The sequence below is a fragment of the Streptomyces sp. YIM S03343 genome, from assembly GCF_054729195.1.
Genome location: NZ_JBPUKX010000001.1, coordinates 6,149,859 through 6,167,553 on the forward strand (window position 1 = coordinate 6,149,859; position 17,695 = coordinate 6,167,553).

A 17,695-nucleotide genomic window follows, 5' to 3' on the forward strand; every position below is an offset into this window, starting at 1 on the left:
GGTCTGAGGTGGGCGGTGCCGTCCGGCCGGTGGTTCCTACTGGCCCAGGCGGCGGGAGCGGGCCGTGAACGGGGCCGGGTGGAGCACCGCGTGCGGGGCCGCGAGCGTGGCGGCCTCGATCGTCAGGACGTCATGGGCCACCTCCGCCCCGTCCCGTACGGTCGTCACCACGACGTCGTGCTGCTCGCCCGCGCAGTCCAGACACCCGGTGACGGTCACCCGGTGACCCGCCACCTCCACCCGCAGACCCGAACCCTCGGGCACGGACGCGCTCACCCTGTGCCGGGGCCCCGCGGGCCACACGGTCACCGACGACGAGAAGTCCTCACCGGCCGTGACCTCTATCTGCGCCGGTGTGAGGATCATGTAACCGCTCGGGGTCCGCGATCCTGCGCCGGGTCGTGCCTGGTTACCGGTCATGGAGCCAGCTTGCCCGTGCCCCTACGTGCGCGGGCAGATGTCCGCCGGGCCACACCGCGGGGCCGGTCGGGGGGTGGCGCGGGGCCACCCGGCCCAGCGTGGGCCGCCGTGCGCCGGGGCCGCGCCCGCCGAGAGCGGACGCCCCGTAACGGTGGGGCGACGGGAACCCACAGGACGGGACACACGTACTCTAGGTAGCAGTACGACCGCACTCACGAAGGACTGAGCGACACTGGGCAAGCGACAGCCCGAAGGCCCGCCGCCCGCACCCGCGGTGCAGCGCATCCGACTGCGCTACACCAAGCGCGGCCGCCTCCGGTTCACCAGCCACCGTGACTTCCAGCGCGCCTTCGAGCGAGCGCTGCGCCGCGCCGAGGTGCCGATGGCCTACTCGGCCGGTTTCACGCCGCATCCGAAGGTGTCGTACGCCAATGCCGCACCCACCGGCACGGGCAGTGAGGCGGAGTATCTCGAGATCGCGCTCACCGAGGCGCGTGATCCGGACAAGCTGCGCGTGCTCCTCGACGAGTCGCTCCCCACCGGGCTCGACATCGTCGACGCGGTCGAGGTCCGCACCTCCGGGCTCGCCGAACGGCTCACGGCCTCCGTGTGGGAGTTGCGGCTGGACGGCGTCGACCCGGCGGAGGCGGCCCGCGCGGCCGGCGTGTTCGAGTCGGCCGGGGCCGTCGAGGTCCAGCGCAGGACCAAGAACGGCCTGCGCAGCTTCGACACGCGCGCCGCCGTGGCGCGACTCGAGGCGTACGATGCGCAGGCCGATAGGCCTACCGACCGGCCCTGTGCGATACTTCGGCTGGTGGTTCGGCACGTGACGCCTGCCGTACGACCCGACGACGTCCTGTCCGGTCTCCGCGCCGTGGCCGACCTGGCGCCGCCGGTCCCCGCAGCGGTGACCAGGCTGGCGCAGGGGCTGTTCGATGAAGAGACCGGCACGGTGACCGACCCGCTCGCGCCCGACCGCGAGGCAGCGCAGGCCCTCACCATGGCCGCGACCGCTGCCGCCGCGACGGCGTCGGCGCCGGAAGGTTCCGCGTAAGGACACGTCGTAGCGCCGCCCTCTGACTCGGGAGCCATCTGGGTCGGGCAGCGCACCTACCACAAGACTTTCGCCAGGCCGTGCACAACAAGGAGTACGGAACCGGCGAGACAGGACACTAGAAGAGCTCCCGTGCGGCGCCCGCGCCCCCGACGGCGGCGAACGCGCAATCGCGCGCGCCGCGGACGTCAACGGCGGCCGGTCGGCAAGACCGGCGCCGGACCAGGCGCGGCGCCCGGGAGCCTGACGGGAGAAACGCCCGCATGCTCGAACCGACCGAACCCACCGAGGGTTCCGAACTGAACACTCCCAGCGACACGCTGCCGCCCCGCCGTAGGCGCCGCGCGGCATCCCGACCGGCCGGTCCGCCCGCGGCTGCCGCGTCCGACTCCGTCGAGTCGGCGGCCGTGGACCCCGCTCCGGTGAGCGAGCCGGAGGAGAAGGCCGAGGAGGTCGAGGAGGTCGTCGAGGTCTCCGTGGCCGGTGAGGCCGTCGTGGCCGAAGAGACGGCTGCTGAAGAGGCCGCCGCCGTCGTCGAAGAGGCCGCGCCTGCTCCTCGCACCCGTCGTCGTGCCACCCGCCGGGTGTCCTCGCCCGCCGGGGCGCCGAGCGGTGCCGAGGCCGTCGAGACCGTGGTGCCGGTGGCTGCCGAGGCCGCTCCGGTCGCCGAAGAGGCGCCGGTGGCCGTCGAGACGGAGGCCGAGGTAGCGCCCGCTCCTCGTACGCGTCGTCGTGCCACCCGCCGGGTGTCCTCGCCCGCCGGGGCACCCAGTGGTGCCGAGGCTGTCGAGACCGCGGTGCCTGCTGCTGCCGAGGCCGAAGAGACGGCTGTCGAAGAGGCCGCCCCCGTCGTCGACGAGGCCGCGCCCGCTCCCCGTACGCGTCGCCGTGCCACCCGCCGTGCCTCCGCCCCCGCCGGAGCGCCGAAGCGGGCGGAGACCGCCGTGACCGCCGAGGCTGTCGAGACCACCGAGGTCGTAGAGGCCACGCCCGACGTCGAGGCCGCCCCGGCCGCCGAGGAGGCGCCGGTGAGTGCCGACGCCGCCGTGGAGACCGCTGCCGAGGCCGCGGAGGAGCCCGCTCCGCGCCGCAGCCGTCGCCGCGCCACCCGCCGTGTCGCCGCGCCCGCCGCTTCCCCGGTGAACGGCGAGGCCGTAGAGGCGCCCGAGGCGCCCGCGGCCGAGCAGGCGCCGGAGGCCACCGAGGTCACCGAGACCGTCGAGGCCACCAAGACCACCAAGACCACCAAGACCACCAAGACCACCGAGCCCGAGCCCGTCGCCGCCGAGGCACCCGCCGCCCCCGCCGCGGAGCCCGTCGCCGAGGAGGACGCCCCCCGGCGTGCCCGGCGCCGGGTTGTGCGCAAGGCCGCCGGCGGGTTCTCCGAGCCCACCCCGCCCACCTCGCCCACCCAGCCCGCGGCGGCCGTCGCCGTCGCCGAGGGCGGCGGCGAGGACGAGGTCGAGGACACCGCGCAGCGTCGGCCGGTCCGTCCCGCCGTGGCCGTGTTCCAGGCGCCGGTCTTCACCGAGCCCAGGTTCCAGACCCCCGAGCGCGCCGCCGCCGAGGCCGCCGCCGAGGCCGCCCGTACCGAGGAGACCGAGGAGCCGGAGGGCGCCGAGGAGTACACGGAGGAGCAGACCGGCTCGCGCCGCCGCCGTCGCCGCCGGGGTGCCGGCTACGGCGACGAGACCGAGGACCGCTCCGCCGACACCGCGGCCGCCGACGAGGACGAGTCCGAGGAGCCCGAGGACGAGGCCGACGGCGAGGAGGAGACCGAGGAGACCGGCTCGCGCCGCCGTCGCCGCCGCGGTGGCCGCCGTCGCCGCCGGGGTGAGGCCGCCGAGTCTGAGACCGGTGACTCCGAGGCGGGCGAGGACGGCGAACTCGCCGCCGAGCAGGCCGCGCAGGACGCCGAGGACACCGCCGAGCAGGTGGAAGAGGACGAGGACACCGACGAGGAGGACTCCGAGGCCGGTGCCGACGGGTCCGGTTCCAGCGCGGGCAGCCGCCGTCGCCGCCGTCGGCGTCGGCGTGCCGGTGACGCCTCCACGGACGGCGAGGCCGGCGAGAACGACCCCGAGCGCACCGTCGTCAAGGTCCGTGAGCCGCGCAAGCCCAGCGAGCCCTCCGACGAGGTGCAGTCCATCAAGGGCTCCACGCGTCTGGAGGCCAAGAAGCAGCGCCGCCGCGAGGGCCGTGAGCAGGGCCGCCGACGCGTCCCGATCATCACCGAGGCCGAGTTCCTGGCCCGCCGTGAGGCCGTCGAGCGGGTCATGGTCGTGCGGCAGCACGGCGACCGCACCCAGATCGGTGTTCTCGAGGACGGTGTGCTCGTCGAGCACTACGTCAACAAGGAGCAGTCGACGTCGTACGTCGGCAACGTCTACCTGGGCAAGGTCCAGAACGTGCTGCCGTCGATGGAGGCCGCCTTCATCGACATCGGCAAGGGCCGCAACGCCGTGCTGTACGCCGGTGAGGTCAACTTCGAGGCGCTCGGCTTCTCGGGCGGTCCGCGCCGTATCGAGTCCGCCCTCAAGTCCGGGCAGTCCGTGCTCGTCCAGGTGACCAAGGACCCGATCGGCCACAAGGGCGCCCGTCTGACCAGCCAGGTCTCCCTCCCGGGCCGCTACCTCGTGTATGTGCCCGAGGGCTCCATGACCGGTATCAGCCGCAAGCTGCCCGACACCGAGCGGGCGCGGCTGAAGACGATCCTCAAGAAGATCGTTCCCGAGGACGCGGGCGTCATCGTGCGCACCGCCGCCGAGGGCGCGAGCGAGGAAGAGCTGCGCCGGGACGTCGAGCGGCTCCAGTCGCAGTGGGACGACATCCGCAAGAAGGCCAAGAACGGCGGCGGCTCAAGTGCGCCTTCGCTGCTGTACGGCGAGCCGGACATGACCGTCCGGGTCGTGCGCGACATCTTCAACGAGGACTTCTCCAAGGTCGTCGTCAGCGGTGACGAGGCCTGGGGGACCGTCCACGGCTATGTCTCGCACGTGGCGCCGGATCTCGCCGAGCGGCTGTCGCGGTGGACCTCCGAGGTCGACGTCTTCGCCACCTACCGGATCGACGAGCAGCTCGCCAAGGCGCTGGACCGCAAGGTCTGGCTGCCCAGCGGCGGTTCGCTGGTCATCGACCGGACCGAGGCGATGGTCGTCGTCGACGTCAACACCGGCAAGTTCACCGGTCAGGGCGGCAACCTCGAGGAGACCGTCACCAGGAACAACCTGGAGGCGGCCGAGGAGATCGTCCGCCAGCTGCGGCTGCGCGACCTCGGCGGCATCATCGTCATCGACTTCATCGACATGGTCCTGGAGTCCAACCGGGACCTGGTGCTGCGGCGGCTCCTGGAGAGCCTGGGCCGCGACCGTACGAAGCACCAGGTGGCCGAGGTGACCTCGCTGGGACTGGTGCAGATGACCCGCAAGCGGGTCGGCCAGGGGCTGCTGGAGTCGTTCTCCGAGACCTGCGTGCACTGCAACGGGCGCGGTGTCATCGTGCACATGGAGCAGCCCTCCGCCCCGGGCGGCGGCAAGCGCCGCAAGCGCGGGCGCGGCGGTGACGGCCAGGTGACCGAGCAGGAGACGTACGAGCACGAGACCGCCGTGGCCGCCGTCGAGACGGAGGAGGCCGTCGAGCCGGTCAACGCCGTGGAGACGGAGCCCGCGGCAGAGATCGCGGCGGAGATCGCGGCCGAGGCCGCCGTGCCCGTCGCGCTGCCCGCGCCCGAGTTCGAGCCGGACGAGGAGCTCTACAGCAGCGTCGCCGAGGCGGAGGCAGCGGCCACCCGCGGCCGCACCCGGCGCCGGGCGAGCCGCAGGGCGCAGGCGCCGGCCGGTGCCCCGCGCAGCGAGCGGCGCGCGGCCCCGACCGCTCAGGACGTGACCGCCGAGCAGGCGGCCGAGCGCCCGGTGCAGCCGGAGCCCGCCGAGGAGGCCAAGGCCGAGCCGGTGGCCGCCGAGGACGCCGTGGTCGCTCAGGCCCCCGCCGAGGAGGCCGCGCCGAAGGGCCGGGTGCGCCGCCGGGCGACCCGCAAGGTGTCGGCCCCGGCCGGTTCGCCGGCGGGTGCCGAGGCCGCCGTGGTCACGGTCACCGAGCCGCCCGCGCCCGCCGAGGAGCCCGCGGCGGCCCCGGAGGCCCCTGCCGCAGAGGCGCCCGAGGTCCCCGAGGCGCCCGCCGAGAGCCCCGCCCCGCCCCGTCCGCGCCGCCGGGCGGTCCGCAGGGCGACGGCGCCCACCGCGTCGGAGGAGACGGCCGTGGTGGTCGTCCCGGCACCGGAGACCGCGCCGGAGGCGGCGCCGGAGGCGGCGCCGGAGACGGCGGAGCCCGCCGAGGTGACGGAGCCTGTCGCCGAGGAGGCCCCGGCGGCCAAGAAGGCGGCCCGCAAGACCGCCAAGAAGGCCACGGCGAAGAAGGCGGCCACCAAGAAGACGACGGCGTCCAAGACCGCGGCGAAGAAGACCGCTGCCAAGAAGACGACGGCCAAGAAGGCGGCCACCAAGACCGCCAAGACGGCCGCCGCGAAGTCGACGGCGAAGAAGACCGCGGTCAAGACTGCGGCCAAGGCGGTCTCGGCCGCCGCCGACGAAAGCTGACACCCCCGCGGCCGGTCCCCGACGGACCGGCCGCGGTCCCGGGCCCCGGCCCGGAGGCTGCGGGCCCCGGCCCGAAGGGGCCGGTTTGACCCCTTCGGGCCGGGGCCCGTAGTCTTGACCGTCGGCGTGTCCATTGAGCACGCCACATCCCCGTAAACCTCTTCCTCCCGGGCACTGGGTTGGCCGGGAGAGGTCGTCCGTGCTGTTTCAGGTCGGCTGGCCTGCGGGGGTGCCGTTCTCGAGCGAAAGAGAGATCCGCGTGTACGCCATCGTGCGCAGCGGTGGTCGCCAGCACAAGGTTGCTGTCGGCGACATCGTTGAGGTTGACAAGATTTCCACTGCCAAGGTGGGCGACACGGTCGAGCTCTCGACCCTGCTCGTCGTCGACGGCGACTCCGTGACCAGCGACCCGTGGGTGCTGGCCGGCATCAAGGTCCAGGCCGAGGTCGTGGACCACCACAAGGGCCAGAAGATCGACATTCTGCGCTACAAGAACAAGACCGGCTACCGCCGGCGGCAGGGCCACCGCCAGCAGTACACGGCGATCAAGGTCACGTCGATCCCCGCGGCCGCGAAGTAGTAAGGGACTGAGAAGAGATGGCACACAAGAAGGGCGCATCGTCCACCCGGAACGGGCGCGACTCGAACGCCCAGCGGCTCGGCGTGAAGCGCTTCGGCGGTCAGGTCGTGAACGCCGGTGAGATCCTGGTCCGTCAGCGCGGCACCCACTTCCACCCGGGTGCGGGCGTCGGCCGTGGCGGCGACGACACGCTGTTCGCGCTGCTGGCCGGTGCGGTGGAGTTCGGTACCCACCGTGGCCGCAAGGTCGTGAACATCGTCCCGGTCGCCTGACCGGACGCTTTCGCGAGGCGGACCTCACTTCCCGGTCGGGAAGGCGGGTCCGCCTTTCGCGTGTTGAGCAGGACACAAGCTTCTGCGTTCCCTGTATATCCCTGTAAGTCCCGTTCCTGGAGGCACTGAACCATGACCACCTTCGTGGACCGCGTCGAACTGCATGTCGCCGCGGGTAACGGAGGTCACGGCTGTGCCTCCGTCCACCGCGAGAAGTTCAAGCCGCTCGGCGGCCCGGACGGCGGCAACGGCGGCCGCGGCGGTGACATCGTGCTGACCGTCGACCAGTCGGTCACCACGCTTCTCGACTACCACCACTCCCCGCACCGCAAGGCCACCAACGGCAAGCCCGGCGAGGGCGGCAACCGCGCCGGCAAGGAAGGCCAGGACCTGGTCCTCCCGGTGCCGGACGGCACCGTGGTCCTCGACACGGCGGGCAACGTCCTCGCCGACCTGGTCGGGCACGGCACCTCGTACATCGCCGCGCAGGGCGGCCGGGGCGGCCTCGGCAACGCCGCGCTGGCGTCGGCCCGCCGCAAGGCGCCCGGGTTCGCGCTGCTCGGCGAGCCGGGCGACCTCGGGGACATCGTCCTGGAGCTGAAGACGGTCGCCGATGTGGCGCTGGTGGGCTACCCGAGTGCCGGCAAGTCGTCCCTGATCTCCGTCCTCTCCGCCGCCAAGCCGAAGATCGCCGACTACCCGTTCACCACCCTCGTCCCCAACCTGGGTGTGGTGACCGCCGGTTCGACGGTCTACACGATCGCGGACGTGCCCGGCCTCATCCCCGGCGCCAGCCAGGGCAAGGGCCTCGGCCTGGAGTTCCTGCGCCATGTCGAGCGGTGCAGCGTCCTGGTGCATGTGCTGGACACCGCCGCGCTGGAGTCCGAGCGCGACCCGGTGACCGACCTCGATGTGATCGAGGAGGAGCTGAAGCAGTACGGCGGCCTCGGCGACCGGCCCCGGATCGTCGTCCTCAACAAGATCGACGTACCGGACGGCAAGGACCTCGCCGAGATGGTGCGCCCCGACCTGGAGGCACGCGGCTACCGCGTCTTCGAGGCGTCGGCGCTGGCGCACCTCGGGCTGAAGGAGCTGTCGTACGCGCTGGCCGAACTGGTCGCCAGGGCGCGGGCGGCGCGGCCGAAGGAGGAGTCGACCCGGGTCGTCATCCGTCCGAAGGCCGTCGACGACGCCGGGTTCAGCGTGACGCGTGAGGACGACGGGCTGTTCCGGGTGCGGGGCGAGAAGCCCGAACGCTGGGTCCGCCAGACCGACTTCAACAACGACGAGGCCGTCGGCTATCTCGCCGACCGGCTCAACCGCCTCGGCGTGGAGGAGGAACTCCTCAAGGCGGGCGCCCGCTCCAAGGACGGCGTCGCGATCGGCCCCGAGGACAACGCGGTCGTCTTCGACTGGGAGCCGACCGCCATGGCCGGTGCGGAGATGCTCGGCCGACGTGGCGAGGACCACCGTTTCGAGGTCCAGCGGCCCGCCGTGCAGCGCCGCAGGGACCGTCAGGCCGAACGGGACGAGTCGCAGCAGGAGTACGACGACTTCGAGCCGTTCTGATCCCCACGGCGCCCGTCCCGGGCGCCTCGCACCCCCGGTGATCGGCGGGGGAATGTGGGGCGTCCGGTAAGGCAACCACCCCGCCTTCACCGCCCTCACCGCCGTCACCGATGCCCACGCGGTCGGCACCCCGCCGGGGGACGGGGAGGGGCGGGCGGCCTGCCACAGCGGCACGTCGGCCGACACCGCCCCCGCCCCGACACCGCCCCCGCACCGGCGGGGTGCCGGCCGAACACCGGCTCACCGAGTGTCTCCCGCCCCGCCGCACCCCCCGTGCGGCAAGATCAACTCCGTTGTTCCGTACCCGCCGCGCCGCGGCGGGTCTTCTGCTGTCCGCCCACTTGTCATGCGCGCGAAGCTCCCCGTCGGTCCGCGGGCCGCCCGCCCGGGGGAGCTTCCGAATGACCAAGAGGCCAGCGAGGCAAGGGAGTTCACCTATGACCGGAGTGCCAGGGCCGTCCCCCGCTGCCGACTCCGCCCACCCCGGGCGCCCCACGTCCCCCGACCGCCGCCGCTTACTCACCGCCGGTGCCGCTGCCCTCGGCGCCTCCGTCTCCGCCCAGCTCTGGCTGCCGGCCTCCACTGCCGGCGCCGCCGGAACCCCGCTGCCCGTGACCACGGTCCGCGCCGCCCGGACGCCGTTGCCCGACGGCGTGTTCAGCCTCGGCGTGGCCTCCGGCGACCCCCTGCCGGACGGCATCGTGCTGTGGACCCGGCTCGCCCCCGACCCGCTGAACGGCGGCGGCATGCCCGACGAGCCGGTGGCCGTCGAGTGGGAGCTCGCCGAGGACGAGCGGTTCCGCCGGGCCGTGCGCCGGGGCACCGCCACCGCGCTGCCGGAGTACGGGCACAGCGTCCACGTCGATGTACGGGGACTGCGCCCGGACCGCACCTACTGGTACCGCTTCCGCGTCTCCGGGCAGCTCTCCCCGGCCGGCCGCACCCGTACGGCGCCCCACCCGCACCGCAGGGGCGGCACGCTGCGCGTCGCGCTGGCCTCCTGCCAGAACTGGCAGAACGGGTGGTTCACCCCGTACGCCGACATGCTCGCCCAGGACCCCGACGTGGTGCTCTTCGTCGGCGACTACATCTACGAGTCCAAGCCCGCCTCCACCGGCCCGCGCCGTCACGAGGGCGGCGACGAGCCGTACACCCTGGTCCAGTACCGCAACTGCTACGCCCAGTACCACACCGACCCCGACCTCGCCGCGATGCACGCGAGCGCCCCCTGGGTTGTCACCTTCGACGACCACGAGGTCGACAACGACTTCGCCGGGGAGGTCCCGCAGGACCCCGCCAAGCAGTCGCACGATGCGTTCGTCGCCCGGCTCACGGCCGCCTACCAGGCGTACTACGAGCACATGCCGGTCCGTGCCGCCGCGGTGCCGGACGGTCCGCACATCCAGATGTACCGCCGCCTGGACTTCGGCCGTCTCGCCCGGCTGAACGTGCTGGACACCCGGCAGTTCCGCACCGACCAGGCCGCCACGCAGGCGGGCGCCGAGGACCCGTCGATGACGCTGCTCGGCGCCGCCCAGAAGCAGTGGCTGCTCGACGGGATGCACCGCTCACCGGCACGCTGGAACCTGGTCGCCTCGCAGATCATGATGGCCGAGACCGATCTCAAGATCGGCGAGGGCAAGCTCTGGTACTACGACGCCTGGGACGGCTACCAGACCGAACGCAACGCCCTGCTCGCGGAGTTCGCCACGGTCTGCAACCCGGTCGTGCTCAGCGGCGACCGCCACCTCACGATGATCAGCGACCTGAAGACCGACTACGCGGACCCCGGGTCCGACGTCGTGGGCGCCGAGTTCGTCGGCACCTCGATCTCCAGCAACGGCGATCAGGACCAGGCCGCCTTCCATGCCGAGTGGGACCCGCGGATGCCGGACAACCCGCACTGGAAGCTGATCGACGCCCACCGCGGCTACCACCTCTTCGACATCGCGCAGGGCGGCATCGACGCCCGGGTCAGGGTGGTGGACACGGTGCTCGCACCGACCTCGACGGCGAGCACGCTGGCCCGGCTGCGGGTCGAGGCGGACGACCCGGGGGTGAAGCTCGTGTGACCCGGTGCGGAGCTCGTACGACCTGACGGGAAGCTCCTACGGCCTGACGGAAGCGCGCTCCTACGACCTGACGGAAGCGCGCTCCTACGACCCGAGGTGAAGCTCCTGCGACCTGAGGTGAAGCCCGTATGACCTGAGGGCAAAGCCCAGGCGACACCCCGAAAGACCGGAGAGCGCCCCGGCACTCACAGGAGTCCCAGGGCGCTCTCAGGTAAGTCTCAGGTAAGTCTCTTACCGTCCTTTGACCATGGAGACGGACTGTTCGATTGACGCCGCGGCGGTCGCCCTGCCCGCCGGCACCCGGCTGCTGCACATCGGCCCGCACAAGACCGGGACCACCGCCATCCAGGGCGCGCTGTTCGCCGCCAAGGACCGGCTGCCCGAGCACGGCGTGGCTTTCCCCGCACACAGCAGGCATCCGATGGAGGCGGCCCTGGCCGCCTGCGCCCGGTCCGCGATGATGGGCGACACGGTGCCCACCGACAAGCACTGGACCCGTCTGCTCGACCATGTCGAGGCCACCGGGACGCGCACCTCGGTGGTCAGCAGCGAGTTCTTCGCCGACGCCACGGACGACGAGACCGTCGCGCGGATCGTGGAGCAGCTCGGCGGCGAGCGTGTGCACATCCTGGTCACCCTGCGCCCGCTGGTGCGGATCATGCCCTCGCAGTGGCAGCAGTACGTGCAGAACGGTCTGCGCATGGGCTACGAGGACTGGCTGAAGCACATGCTTCGCAAGCCCCCCTACGAGAAGCCCAACCCCAGTTTCTGGCAGCGCCACCGGCACGACCGGCTCGTCGAGCGCTGGGCCCGCGCGGTCGGCCCCGGCCGGATCACCGTGGTGATCGTCGACGACCACGACCGCGACGGGCTGATGCGTACCTTCGAGGCGCTCCTCGGACTCCCGGAGAATCTCCTCCAGCCCGTTCCCGACACGGCGAACCGTTCCCTCACCCTGGCCGAGACCGAAATGCTGCGGAACCTCAATGTGGAATTCCGCGGCCAGGGTCTTCCCGACGAGCTGTATTCCAAGCTCGTGCGCAACGGCGCCGTCATGCATATGAAGAACGCCTACCACCCCACCGCGCAGGACACCCGGATCGCCACGCCCGCCTGGGCCGCCGAGGCCGCCGCCGCGATCGGCGCCGAGATGGCCGAACGCATCACCGGCATGGGGGTACGGGTGATCGGCGATCCCGCACTGCTCGGCACCGTTCCCAGAGGGCCGCAGGAAGAGCCCGAGGCGCCCCGCATCGCCCCCGAGGCCGCGGCCCAGGCGCTGTACGGGGCGCTCGCCGCGGCGGCGGCCGTGCCGACGGCCACGGTGCGGCCCGCGCGCGGCGTTCACCAGACGTCGTCACGGGAACTCGTGAGGGTGCTCGGCCACCGCTGCCTCAGGCGGCTGCGCCGCCGCTGAACCACGCCGAACGTGCCCCGCCCGGGTGCCGACAGGGCGCCGACGGGGCACGGTTGAGGCACTGTGGACTTGCTCACAGAGATGTCCGGCACCGGCCGCCGGATGCGTCTTGGGTACCGGGAAGCCCTTTGCCGGCAAACCGGCTCCGGCAAACCGGCACCCGGCAAGCGGCACCCGGCAAACCGGTAAACCGGCGACTCGGCGAACCGGCGACTTGGCGAACCTGCGACTCGGCAACGGTGAATCAGCAGAAAAGCAACAGGGAGGGAAGATGAATGAGAGGTTGCCGTCACATATGCGGCGAGGGGCGCTCACCTTGCACTGCGGTTACCCGAAGTGGGACCATTCCCCAGTTCCCTGTAGCCGCAAGGTAGGTCACCTGTGTCCCAGCACATAGCCAAGCCCCGTACCACCGCAGTGATCCTGGCCGGTGGCACCGGCCAGCGGGTGGGTCTGTCGATCCCCAAGCAGCTGCTGAAGATCGCCGGCAAGGCAGTCATCGAGCACACACTGACCACTTTCGAGAAGGCCGACTCGATCGACGACATCATCGTGCTGATGGCGCCCGGTTATGTGCCGGACATCGAGAAGATCGTCGCCAAGGCCGGGTTCCAGAAGGTCAGAAGGGTCATCGAGGGCGGTGTCACCCGCAACGAGACCACCGAGCGCGCCATCGCCGCCCTCGGTGAGGGCCTGGCCGAGGGCGAGGACCTCAACGTCCTGTTCCACGATGCCGTACGGCCGCTGCTGTCGCGGCGTGTCATCGACGACTGCGTCGCCGCGCTGGACCGTTACGAGGCCGTCGACGTGGCCATCCCCTCCGCGGACACCATCATCGTGACCCGCACCCACGGCCAGGACGGCGAGTTCATCACCGAGATCCCGGACCGCTCCCGGCTGCGCCGCGGCCAGACGCCGCAGGCCTTCAAGCTGTCCACCATCCGCCGCGCCTACGAGGTCGCCGCGGGTGACCCCAATTTCCAGGCCACGGACGACTGCACGGTCGTGCTCAAGTACCTGCCGGACGTGCCGATCCATGTCGTCGCGGGCGACGAGTACAACATGAAGGTCACCCAGCCGGTCGACGTCTTCATCGCCGACAAGCTCTTCCAGCTCGCCTCCACCGCCGCGCCCGAGCAGAACGGCGACGAGGCCTACCGCGAACTGCTCACCGGCAAGACCCTCGTCATCTTCGGCGGCTCCTACGGCATCGGCAAGGACATCGCCGACCTCGCCGAGTCCTACGGCGCCACGGTGTACCCGCTGGGCCGCTCCACCACCGGCACCCATGTGGAGAACCCGGAGGAGGTCGACGACGCCCTGTCACGCGCGTACGCCGAGACCGGCCGTATCGACCACGTCGTCAACACCGCGGGCGTGCTGCGCATCGGCAAGCTCGCCGAGACCGACAACGCCACCATCGAGGAGGCGCTGAAGGTCAATTACCTGGCGCCGGTGCAGATCGCCCGCTCGGCCTACAAGTACCTCGCCGAGACCAAGGGCCAGCTGCTTCTCTACACCTCCAGCAGCTACACCCGCGGTCGCGCCGAGTACAGCCTCTACTCCTCGGCCAAGGCCGCCATGGTGAATCTCACCCAGGCCCTGTCGGACGAATGGGCCGGGGACGGCATCCGGGTGAACTGCATCAACCCGGAGCGCACCGCCACGCCGATGCGCACCAAGGCTTTCGGCCAGGAGCCGGCGGGCACTCTGCTGTCGTCCGAGGCGGTCGCCCGCACCTCGCTCGACGTGCTGCTCTCCGAGCTCACAGGCCATGTCATCGACGTACGCCAGCAGGACCCCACGGCGTCCGCCGGAGAGGCCTCCGGGTTCGAGTCGGCGCTTGCCAGCGTGCTCGACCGGCATCACGACGTGGCATAATCAAGGCAATTAGCCTTCTCTCATTCAGGCCTCTGCGGGTGCCCGTTCATGGTGCATTCGCAGGGGCCTGAATGTTCAATGGAGAAGAGCCAGATAAATCACCACATAAAGACCGGCATCCCTCGCAGAGCAGGTTATCCGTGATATCCACCGCTATTCGCGTAGCCCGGGTGGGCAGCGCAGCCGAACTGGCCGCGGCGGCCCTGATGGCCTTGGGCTACCCGTGCCTGATGGCGGCCGCGCTCGTCCCGAGCGTTCCCGCCTTCGCGGCCGCGGCCGCCGTGACGTACCTGACCGACCACTTCCTCCACCGCCGGGGCAGCTACCTCATCAACCGCCTCAGCAAGGTGCGGGCCGGTCTGTCGATCCGGTTCCTGATCCGGCACCTGCTCCTGGTCCTGCTGCTCGCCCGGATGTCCCTCTCGGACAACCTGATCTTCTACGCCGCCATCGCCGGCATCATCACGTTCTACGGGCTCCAGGCCCTGCAGGGGGCGCTGACCACCCTCGTCCGCAACCGCCGCCGGATGCCGGTCGCCACCCGCAACGTCGACCTGAAGTCCCGTATCCGCATCCCCGACGCCCCGCCGCAGTTCCTGCTGAACCGCTCCGCGGAGAAGATGCTGCACCTCGATCTCTTCGCCGTGGCGGGCCTGCTGGTGTCCGCGTCCATGGACAAGGCCATGGCGGGTGTCCTCGGCCTCGCCGTCACCCTGGGCGTCGCCACCGTGTACGTCCTGATGCTGGTGCCGTACGTGCGCGGCCGCAAGATCCCGCCGAACGCGGACACCGTGCTGGCCGCCGTCGACGACTGGCTCGCCGCCTACCGCCCCGAGACGATGCTGTACTTCTCCGGCTCCAAGGACTCCGCCTACCAGGTGAACATGTGGCTGGAGACCATGGAGCAGCTGGAGACCCGGCCCCTGATCCTGCTGCGCGAGCGCGTCATCCTCCAGCAGCTCGCCCCCACCACGGTCCCCGTCATCTGCGTGCCCGGCGGTGTGCATCTGATGAACATGGACCTGTCCACGGTGCGGGTCGCGCTGTACGCCGCGAACGTCGGCAAGAACATCCACCTGCTGCGCGTGCCCACCATGAAGCACGTGTTCATCGGCCACGGCGACAGCGACAAGCTCGCCAGCGTCAACCCGTTCAGCAAGGCCTACGACGAGGTGTGGACCGCCGGCCGGGCGGGCCGCGACCGCTACGCCATCGCCGACGTCGGTGTCCGCGACGAGGACATCGCGGAGGTCGGCCGACCGCAGCTGGCGCCCATCCAGCCCTGGCGGGGCGTGCCCGACGGCCGTGTCCCCACCGTGCTGTACGCGCCGACCTGGGAGGGCTGGGACGGCAACCCCGGCAACACCTCCCTGGTGCTCGCCGGTGAGAACATCGTGAAGAAGCTGGTCAAGGCCGACCCGCCGGTCCGCGTCCTCTACAAGCCGCACCCCTTCACCGGCACCGTCAGCGCCGAGGCAGGCGCCGCGCACCGGCGTATCACGGCGCTGGTCGAGAAGGCCGCCGCCGCACGCGCCGCCGACCCCCGCTTCACGGCCGACACCGCCGAGCGCGACCGGGCCGCCGCAGAGCTGGCCCGCGTCGAGGCCCGGCTCGTCGAGCTGGACGGCGGCGGCGCGGACAAGCGCGACGAGGCCGAGGCCACCCGCGACGGAGTGGCCGACGTCGAGCGGTACGCCGAGGTCGCCCGGCTGCGCGGCGAGTGGAACGACGCCTACTGGCGTTCCTTCGGCAGCCATGAGCACCGTGTCATCACCGCCGCCGAGCCCCGGCTGTACGACTGCTTCAACGTCTCCGACGCGATGGTCTCCGACATCTCCAGCGTGGTCTCCGACTTCATCGCCAGCGGCAAGCCGTACGCGGTCACCGACTCGGCGGAGCTGGGCGAGGAGGAGTTCAAGCGGCAGAACACCGCGGTGCGCGCGGCCGTGATCCTGACCAACAGCGCCGCCGAACTCGGCGAGCTGCTGTCGGCCGTGCGCGACCGCGCCGCCGACCCGCTGGCCGGGGACCGCACCGAGCTCAAGCAGTATCTGCTCGGCCCCGACGAGCCGCCGTCCATCGACCAGTTCAACACCGCGGTCCGCGACCTCTCGCTCAAGGCCGAGACGCGCAACGTCGGCCAGGAGGCCCGCGCCGCCGCGGGCGCGACGGAGGCGGAACTGGCGGGCTGACCCCCGCCCGGTCCCGTACGACCCCCAGGTTCGGCCCCCGAGGAGACTCGCTCTCCCCGGGGGCCGAACCTTTTGGCGCCCGCCCGCGTATTCACCCTTGGCGTCACCTGTGCGGCCCGGCCCGCCTTAGAGCCCCGAACAGAATGGGCGCCCGGCTCGCGGCGTCCGGCACGCACGCTCGCCGCGTTGCCGGAAGGCCCTGGTAGCTCCGCTACGAGGACCTTCCGGCGCCTTGCGATCGTACGCACCAGACGCCGCGAACTGATCGGACTCCCATTCTGTTCGGGGCTCTTGCAGGTGAACGAAGCGTTGACATGGGGGTAACTCGCCATGAAGAAGGAGGACTTGTGACCGTCGCACAGCCGGACGTGAGCGTGATCATCGGGGCGTACCAGGCCATGCCGTATCTGGTCGACTGCCTGGCCTCGGTCGAGGCCCAGACCATCGACCGGGGACGCATCGAGGTCATCGCGGTCGACGACGGGTCGACGGACGGGACGGGGGAGTGTCTGGAGGAGTTCGCGGGCCGCGCCGCCATGCCGGTCACCGTGATCCGGCAGGAGAACTCAGGTGGCCCCAGCGGCCCGCGCAACGTGGGGCTGGGCAAGGCGGCCGGACGGTACGTGTTCTTCCTCGACGCGGACGACCGGCTGGGGGCCGAGGCCCTGGAGCGCATGGTCGCGATGGCCGACCGCAACGGCACCGACGTCGTCCTCGGCCGTGTCGAGGGCATCAACCGCACGCCGCCCAGATCGATGTGGGGCAGCACACTGGAGTGCACCGACGTCTTCTCGTCGAACATCAAATTCACGCTCAGCGCCCAGAAGCTGTTCCGCCGGGAGCTCCTGGAACGGCACGGGATCCGCTTCGACGAGTCCCTGTGGACCGGCGAGGACGCGCTGTTCACCATGGAGGCGTATCTGCGCTCCGGCCGCGTCTCCGTACTCGCGGACTACACCTGCTACTACCTGGTGGGCCGCGACGACGGCCGGCACGTCACCAAGCAGGGGAGCTACACCCTGCGCTTCGACTCCGCGCGCGCCCTGATGGAGCTGATAGCGCGGCTCGTCCCGCCCGGCCCGCGGCGCGACATGCTCATGGTGCGGCCCTTCCTCATCACCGTCCTCCCCCAGTTCGGGCCCAAGTACCTGACGGACGACGACGAAGTGCGCCACCACAAGTCCGAGCTGGCGAAGCCGCTGTTCGACGCCCACTGGACCCCGGAGGTGGCCCTGCGGCTGCGGGTCCACGAGCGGCTGCGGCTTCACCTCGTGGCCGTCGAGCGCCCGGATCTGCTCCCGGAGGTCGTGCAGTTCGTCAAGGCGAAGAAGCCGGCGCCCGCCGTGCTGGAACGGCGCGGCACCCGGGTCTACCTGGTGTACCCGCACTTCCGCTCCAAGGCCGCCGGCATACCCGACTCGGTCTATCTCGCCGAGCCCCGTGAGGCCCGCGCCTTCCCCGGCTACCGGGAGACCAGGGCCGGCTCACTGCTGCGGCGGGCGGCGCGCAGGATACGGCGGATGGTGCCGGCGCGGAACAACGCCGGAATGGTCAGGCGCGCTGTCGCGGAAGGCCGGTGACGCGTACTCGATGCATGAACGTGTGAGGGCCTTCTGCGTTCGGTGAGGGGTGCTGCAATGTCT

General features: G+C 71.5%; 11 protein-coding genes. 10 read left to right on the forward strand and 1 reads right to left on the reverse strand.

Features of this window, described 5'->3' with window-relative positions:
• Positions 1 to 36: 36 nt before the first annotated feature.
• Positions 37 to 420, reverse strand: a complete 384-nt coding sequence (locus ACSYGN_RS26855; RefSeq protein ID WP_460399931.1) for a hypothetical protein — start codon at positions 418 to 420, stop codon at positions 37 to 39.
• Positions 421 to 694: 274 nt separating this feature from the next.
• On the opposite strand from ACSYGN_RS26855, the gene ACSYGN_RS26860 reads away from it, so the two are divergent.
• From ACSYGN_RS26860 to ACSYGN_RS26905, 10 genes are all read left to right on the forward strand, one after another.
• Positions 695 to 1,474, forward strand: coding sequence for a TIGR03936 family radical SAM-associated protein (locus tag ACSYGN_RS26860; RefSeq protein WP_460399934.1), 780 nt, complete (start codon positions 695 to 697; stop codon positions 1,472 to 1,474).
• A 263-nt stretch (positions 1,475 to 1,737) separates the two neighbouring features.
• Positions 1,738 to 6,069: an Rne/Rng family ribonuclease gene (locus tag ACSYGN_RS26865; protein WP_460399936.1), complete on the forward strand. Its 4,332-nt coding sequence runs from the start codon at positions 1,738 to 1,740 to the stop codon at positions 6,067 to 6,069.
• Positions 6,070 to 6,328: 259 nt separating this feature from the next.
• Positions 6,329 to 6,649 carry a 50S ribosomal protein L21 gene (gene rplU / locus ACSYGN_RS26870; protein WP_030653874.1) on the forward strand — a complete coding sequence of 107 codons (321 nt, stop codon included), beginning with the start codon at positions 6,329 to 6,331 and terminating at the stop codon, positions 6,647 to 6,649.
• Between the two features lie 17 nt (positions 6,650 to 6,666).
• A complete protein-coding gene (gene rpmA, locus ACSYGN_RS26875; protein ID WP_360955593.1) occupies positions 6,667 to 6,921 on the forward strand; it encodes a 50S ribosomal protein L27 in 255 nt (84 codons plus the stop codon).
• A gap of 132 nt (positions 6,922 to 7,053) precedes the next feature.
• Positions 7,054 to 8,490 carry a GTPase ObgE gene (gene obgE / locus ACSYGN_RS26880; protein ID WP_460399939.1) on the forward strand — a complete coding sequence of 479 codons (1,437 nt, stop codon included), beginning with the start codon at positions 7,054 to 7,056 and terminating at the stop codon, positions 8,488 to 8,490.
• A 437-nt stretch (positions 8,491 to 8,927) separates the two neighbouring features.
• Complete coding sequence (locus ACSYGN_RS26885; protein ID WP_460399941.1) at positions 8,928 to 10,562, forward strand: alkaline phosphatase D family protein; 1,635 nt, start codon at positions 8,928 to 8,930, stop codon at positions 10,560 to 10,562.
• Positions 10,563 to 10,809: 247 nt separating this feature from the next.
• On the forward strand, positions 10,810 to 11,979 hold the full coding sequence (locus ACSYGN_RS26890; protein ID WP_460399943.1) for a hypothetical protein: 1,170 nt from the start codon (positions 10,810 to 10,812) through the stop codon (positions 11,977 to 11,979).
• A 381-nt stretch (positions 11,980 to 12,360) separates the two neighbouring features.
• The gene (locus tag ACSYGN_RS26895) at positions 12,361 to 13,860 is read left to right on the forward strand and encodes an SDR family NAD(P)-dependent oxidoreductase (RefSeq protein ID WP_460399945.1); all 1,500 of its coding nucleotides are present in this window, start codon (positions 12,361 to 12,363) and stop codon (positions 13,858 to 13,860) included.
• 140 nt (positions 13,861 to 14,000) lie between these two features.
• The gene (locus tag ACSYGN_RS26900; protein WP_460399947.1) at positions 14,001 to 16,052 is read left to right on the forward strand and encodes a hypothetical protein; all 2,052 of its coding nucleotides are present in this window, start codon (positions 14,001 to 14,003) and stop codon (positions 16,050 to 16,052) included.
• 347 nt (positions 16,053 to 16,399) lie between these two features.
• The gene (locus ACSYGN_RS26905) at positions 16,400 to 17,632 is read left to right on the forward strand and encodes a glycosyltransferase family 2 protein (RefSeq protein WP_460399949.1); all 1,233 of its coding nucleotides are present in this window, start codon (positions 16,400 to 16,402) and stop codon (positions 17,630 to 17,632) included.
• Positions 17,633 to 17,695: the final 63 nt, after the last annotated feature.

Bases quoted from the DNA above. Each gene is read 5' to 3' on its own strand.
- ACSYGN_RS26865 (WP_460399936.1), top strand. From the start codon at position 1,738: ATGCTCGAACCGACCGAACCCACCGAGGGTTCCGAACTGAACACTCCC.
- ACSYGN_RS26855 (WP_460399931.1), bottom strand. From the start codon at position 420: ATGACCGGTAACCAGGCACGACCCGGCGCAGGATCGCGGACCCCGAGC.
- rpmA (WP_360955593.1), top strand. From the start codon at position 6,667: ATGGCACACAAGAAGGGCGCATCGTCCACCCGGAACGGGCGCGACTCG.
- obgE (WP_460399939.1), top strand. From the start codon at position 7,054: ATGACCACCTTCGTGGACCGCGTCGAACTGCATGTCGCCGCGGGTAAC.
- ACSYGN_RS26890 (WP_460399943.1), top strand. From the start codon at position 10,810: ATGGAGACGGACTGTTCGATTGACGCCGCGGCGGTCGCCCTGCCCGCC.
- ACSYGN_RS26885 (WP_460399941.1), top strand. From the start codon at position 8,928: ATGACCGGAGTGCCAGGGCCGTCCCCCGCTGCCGACTCCGCCCACCCC.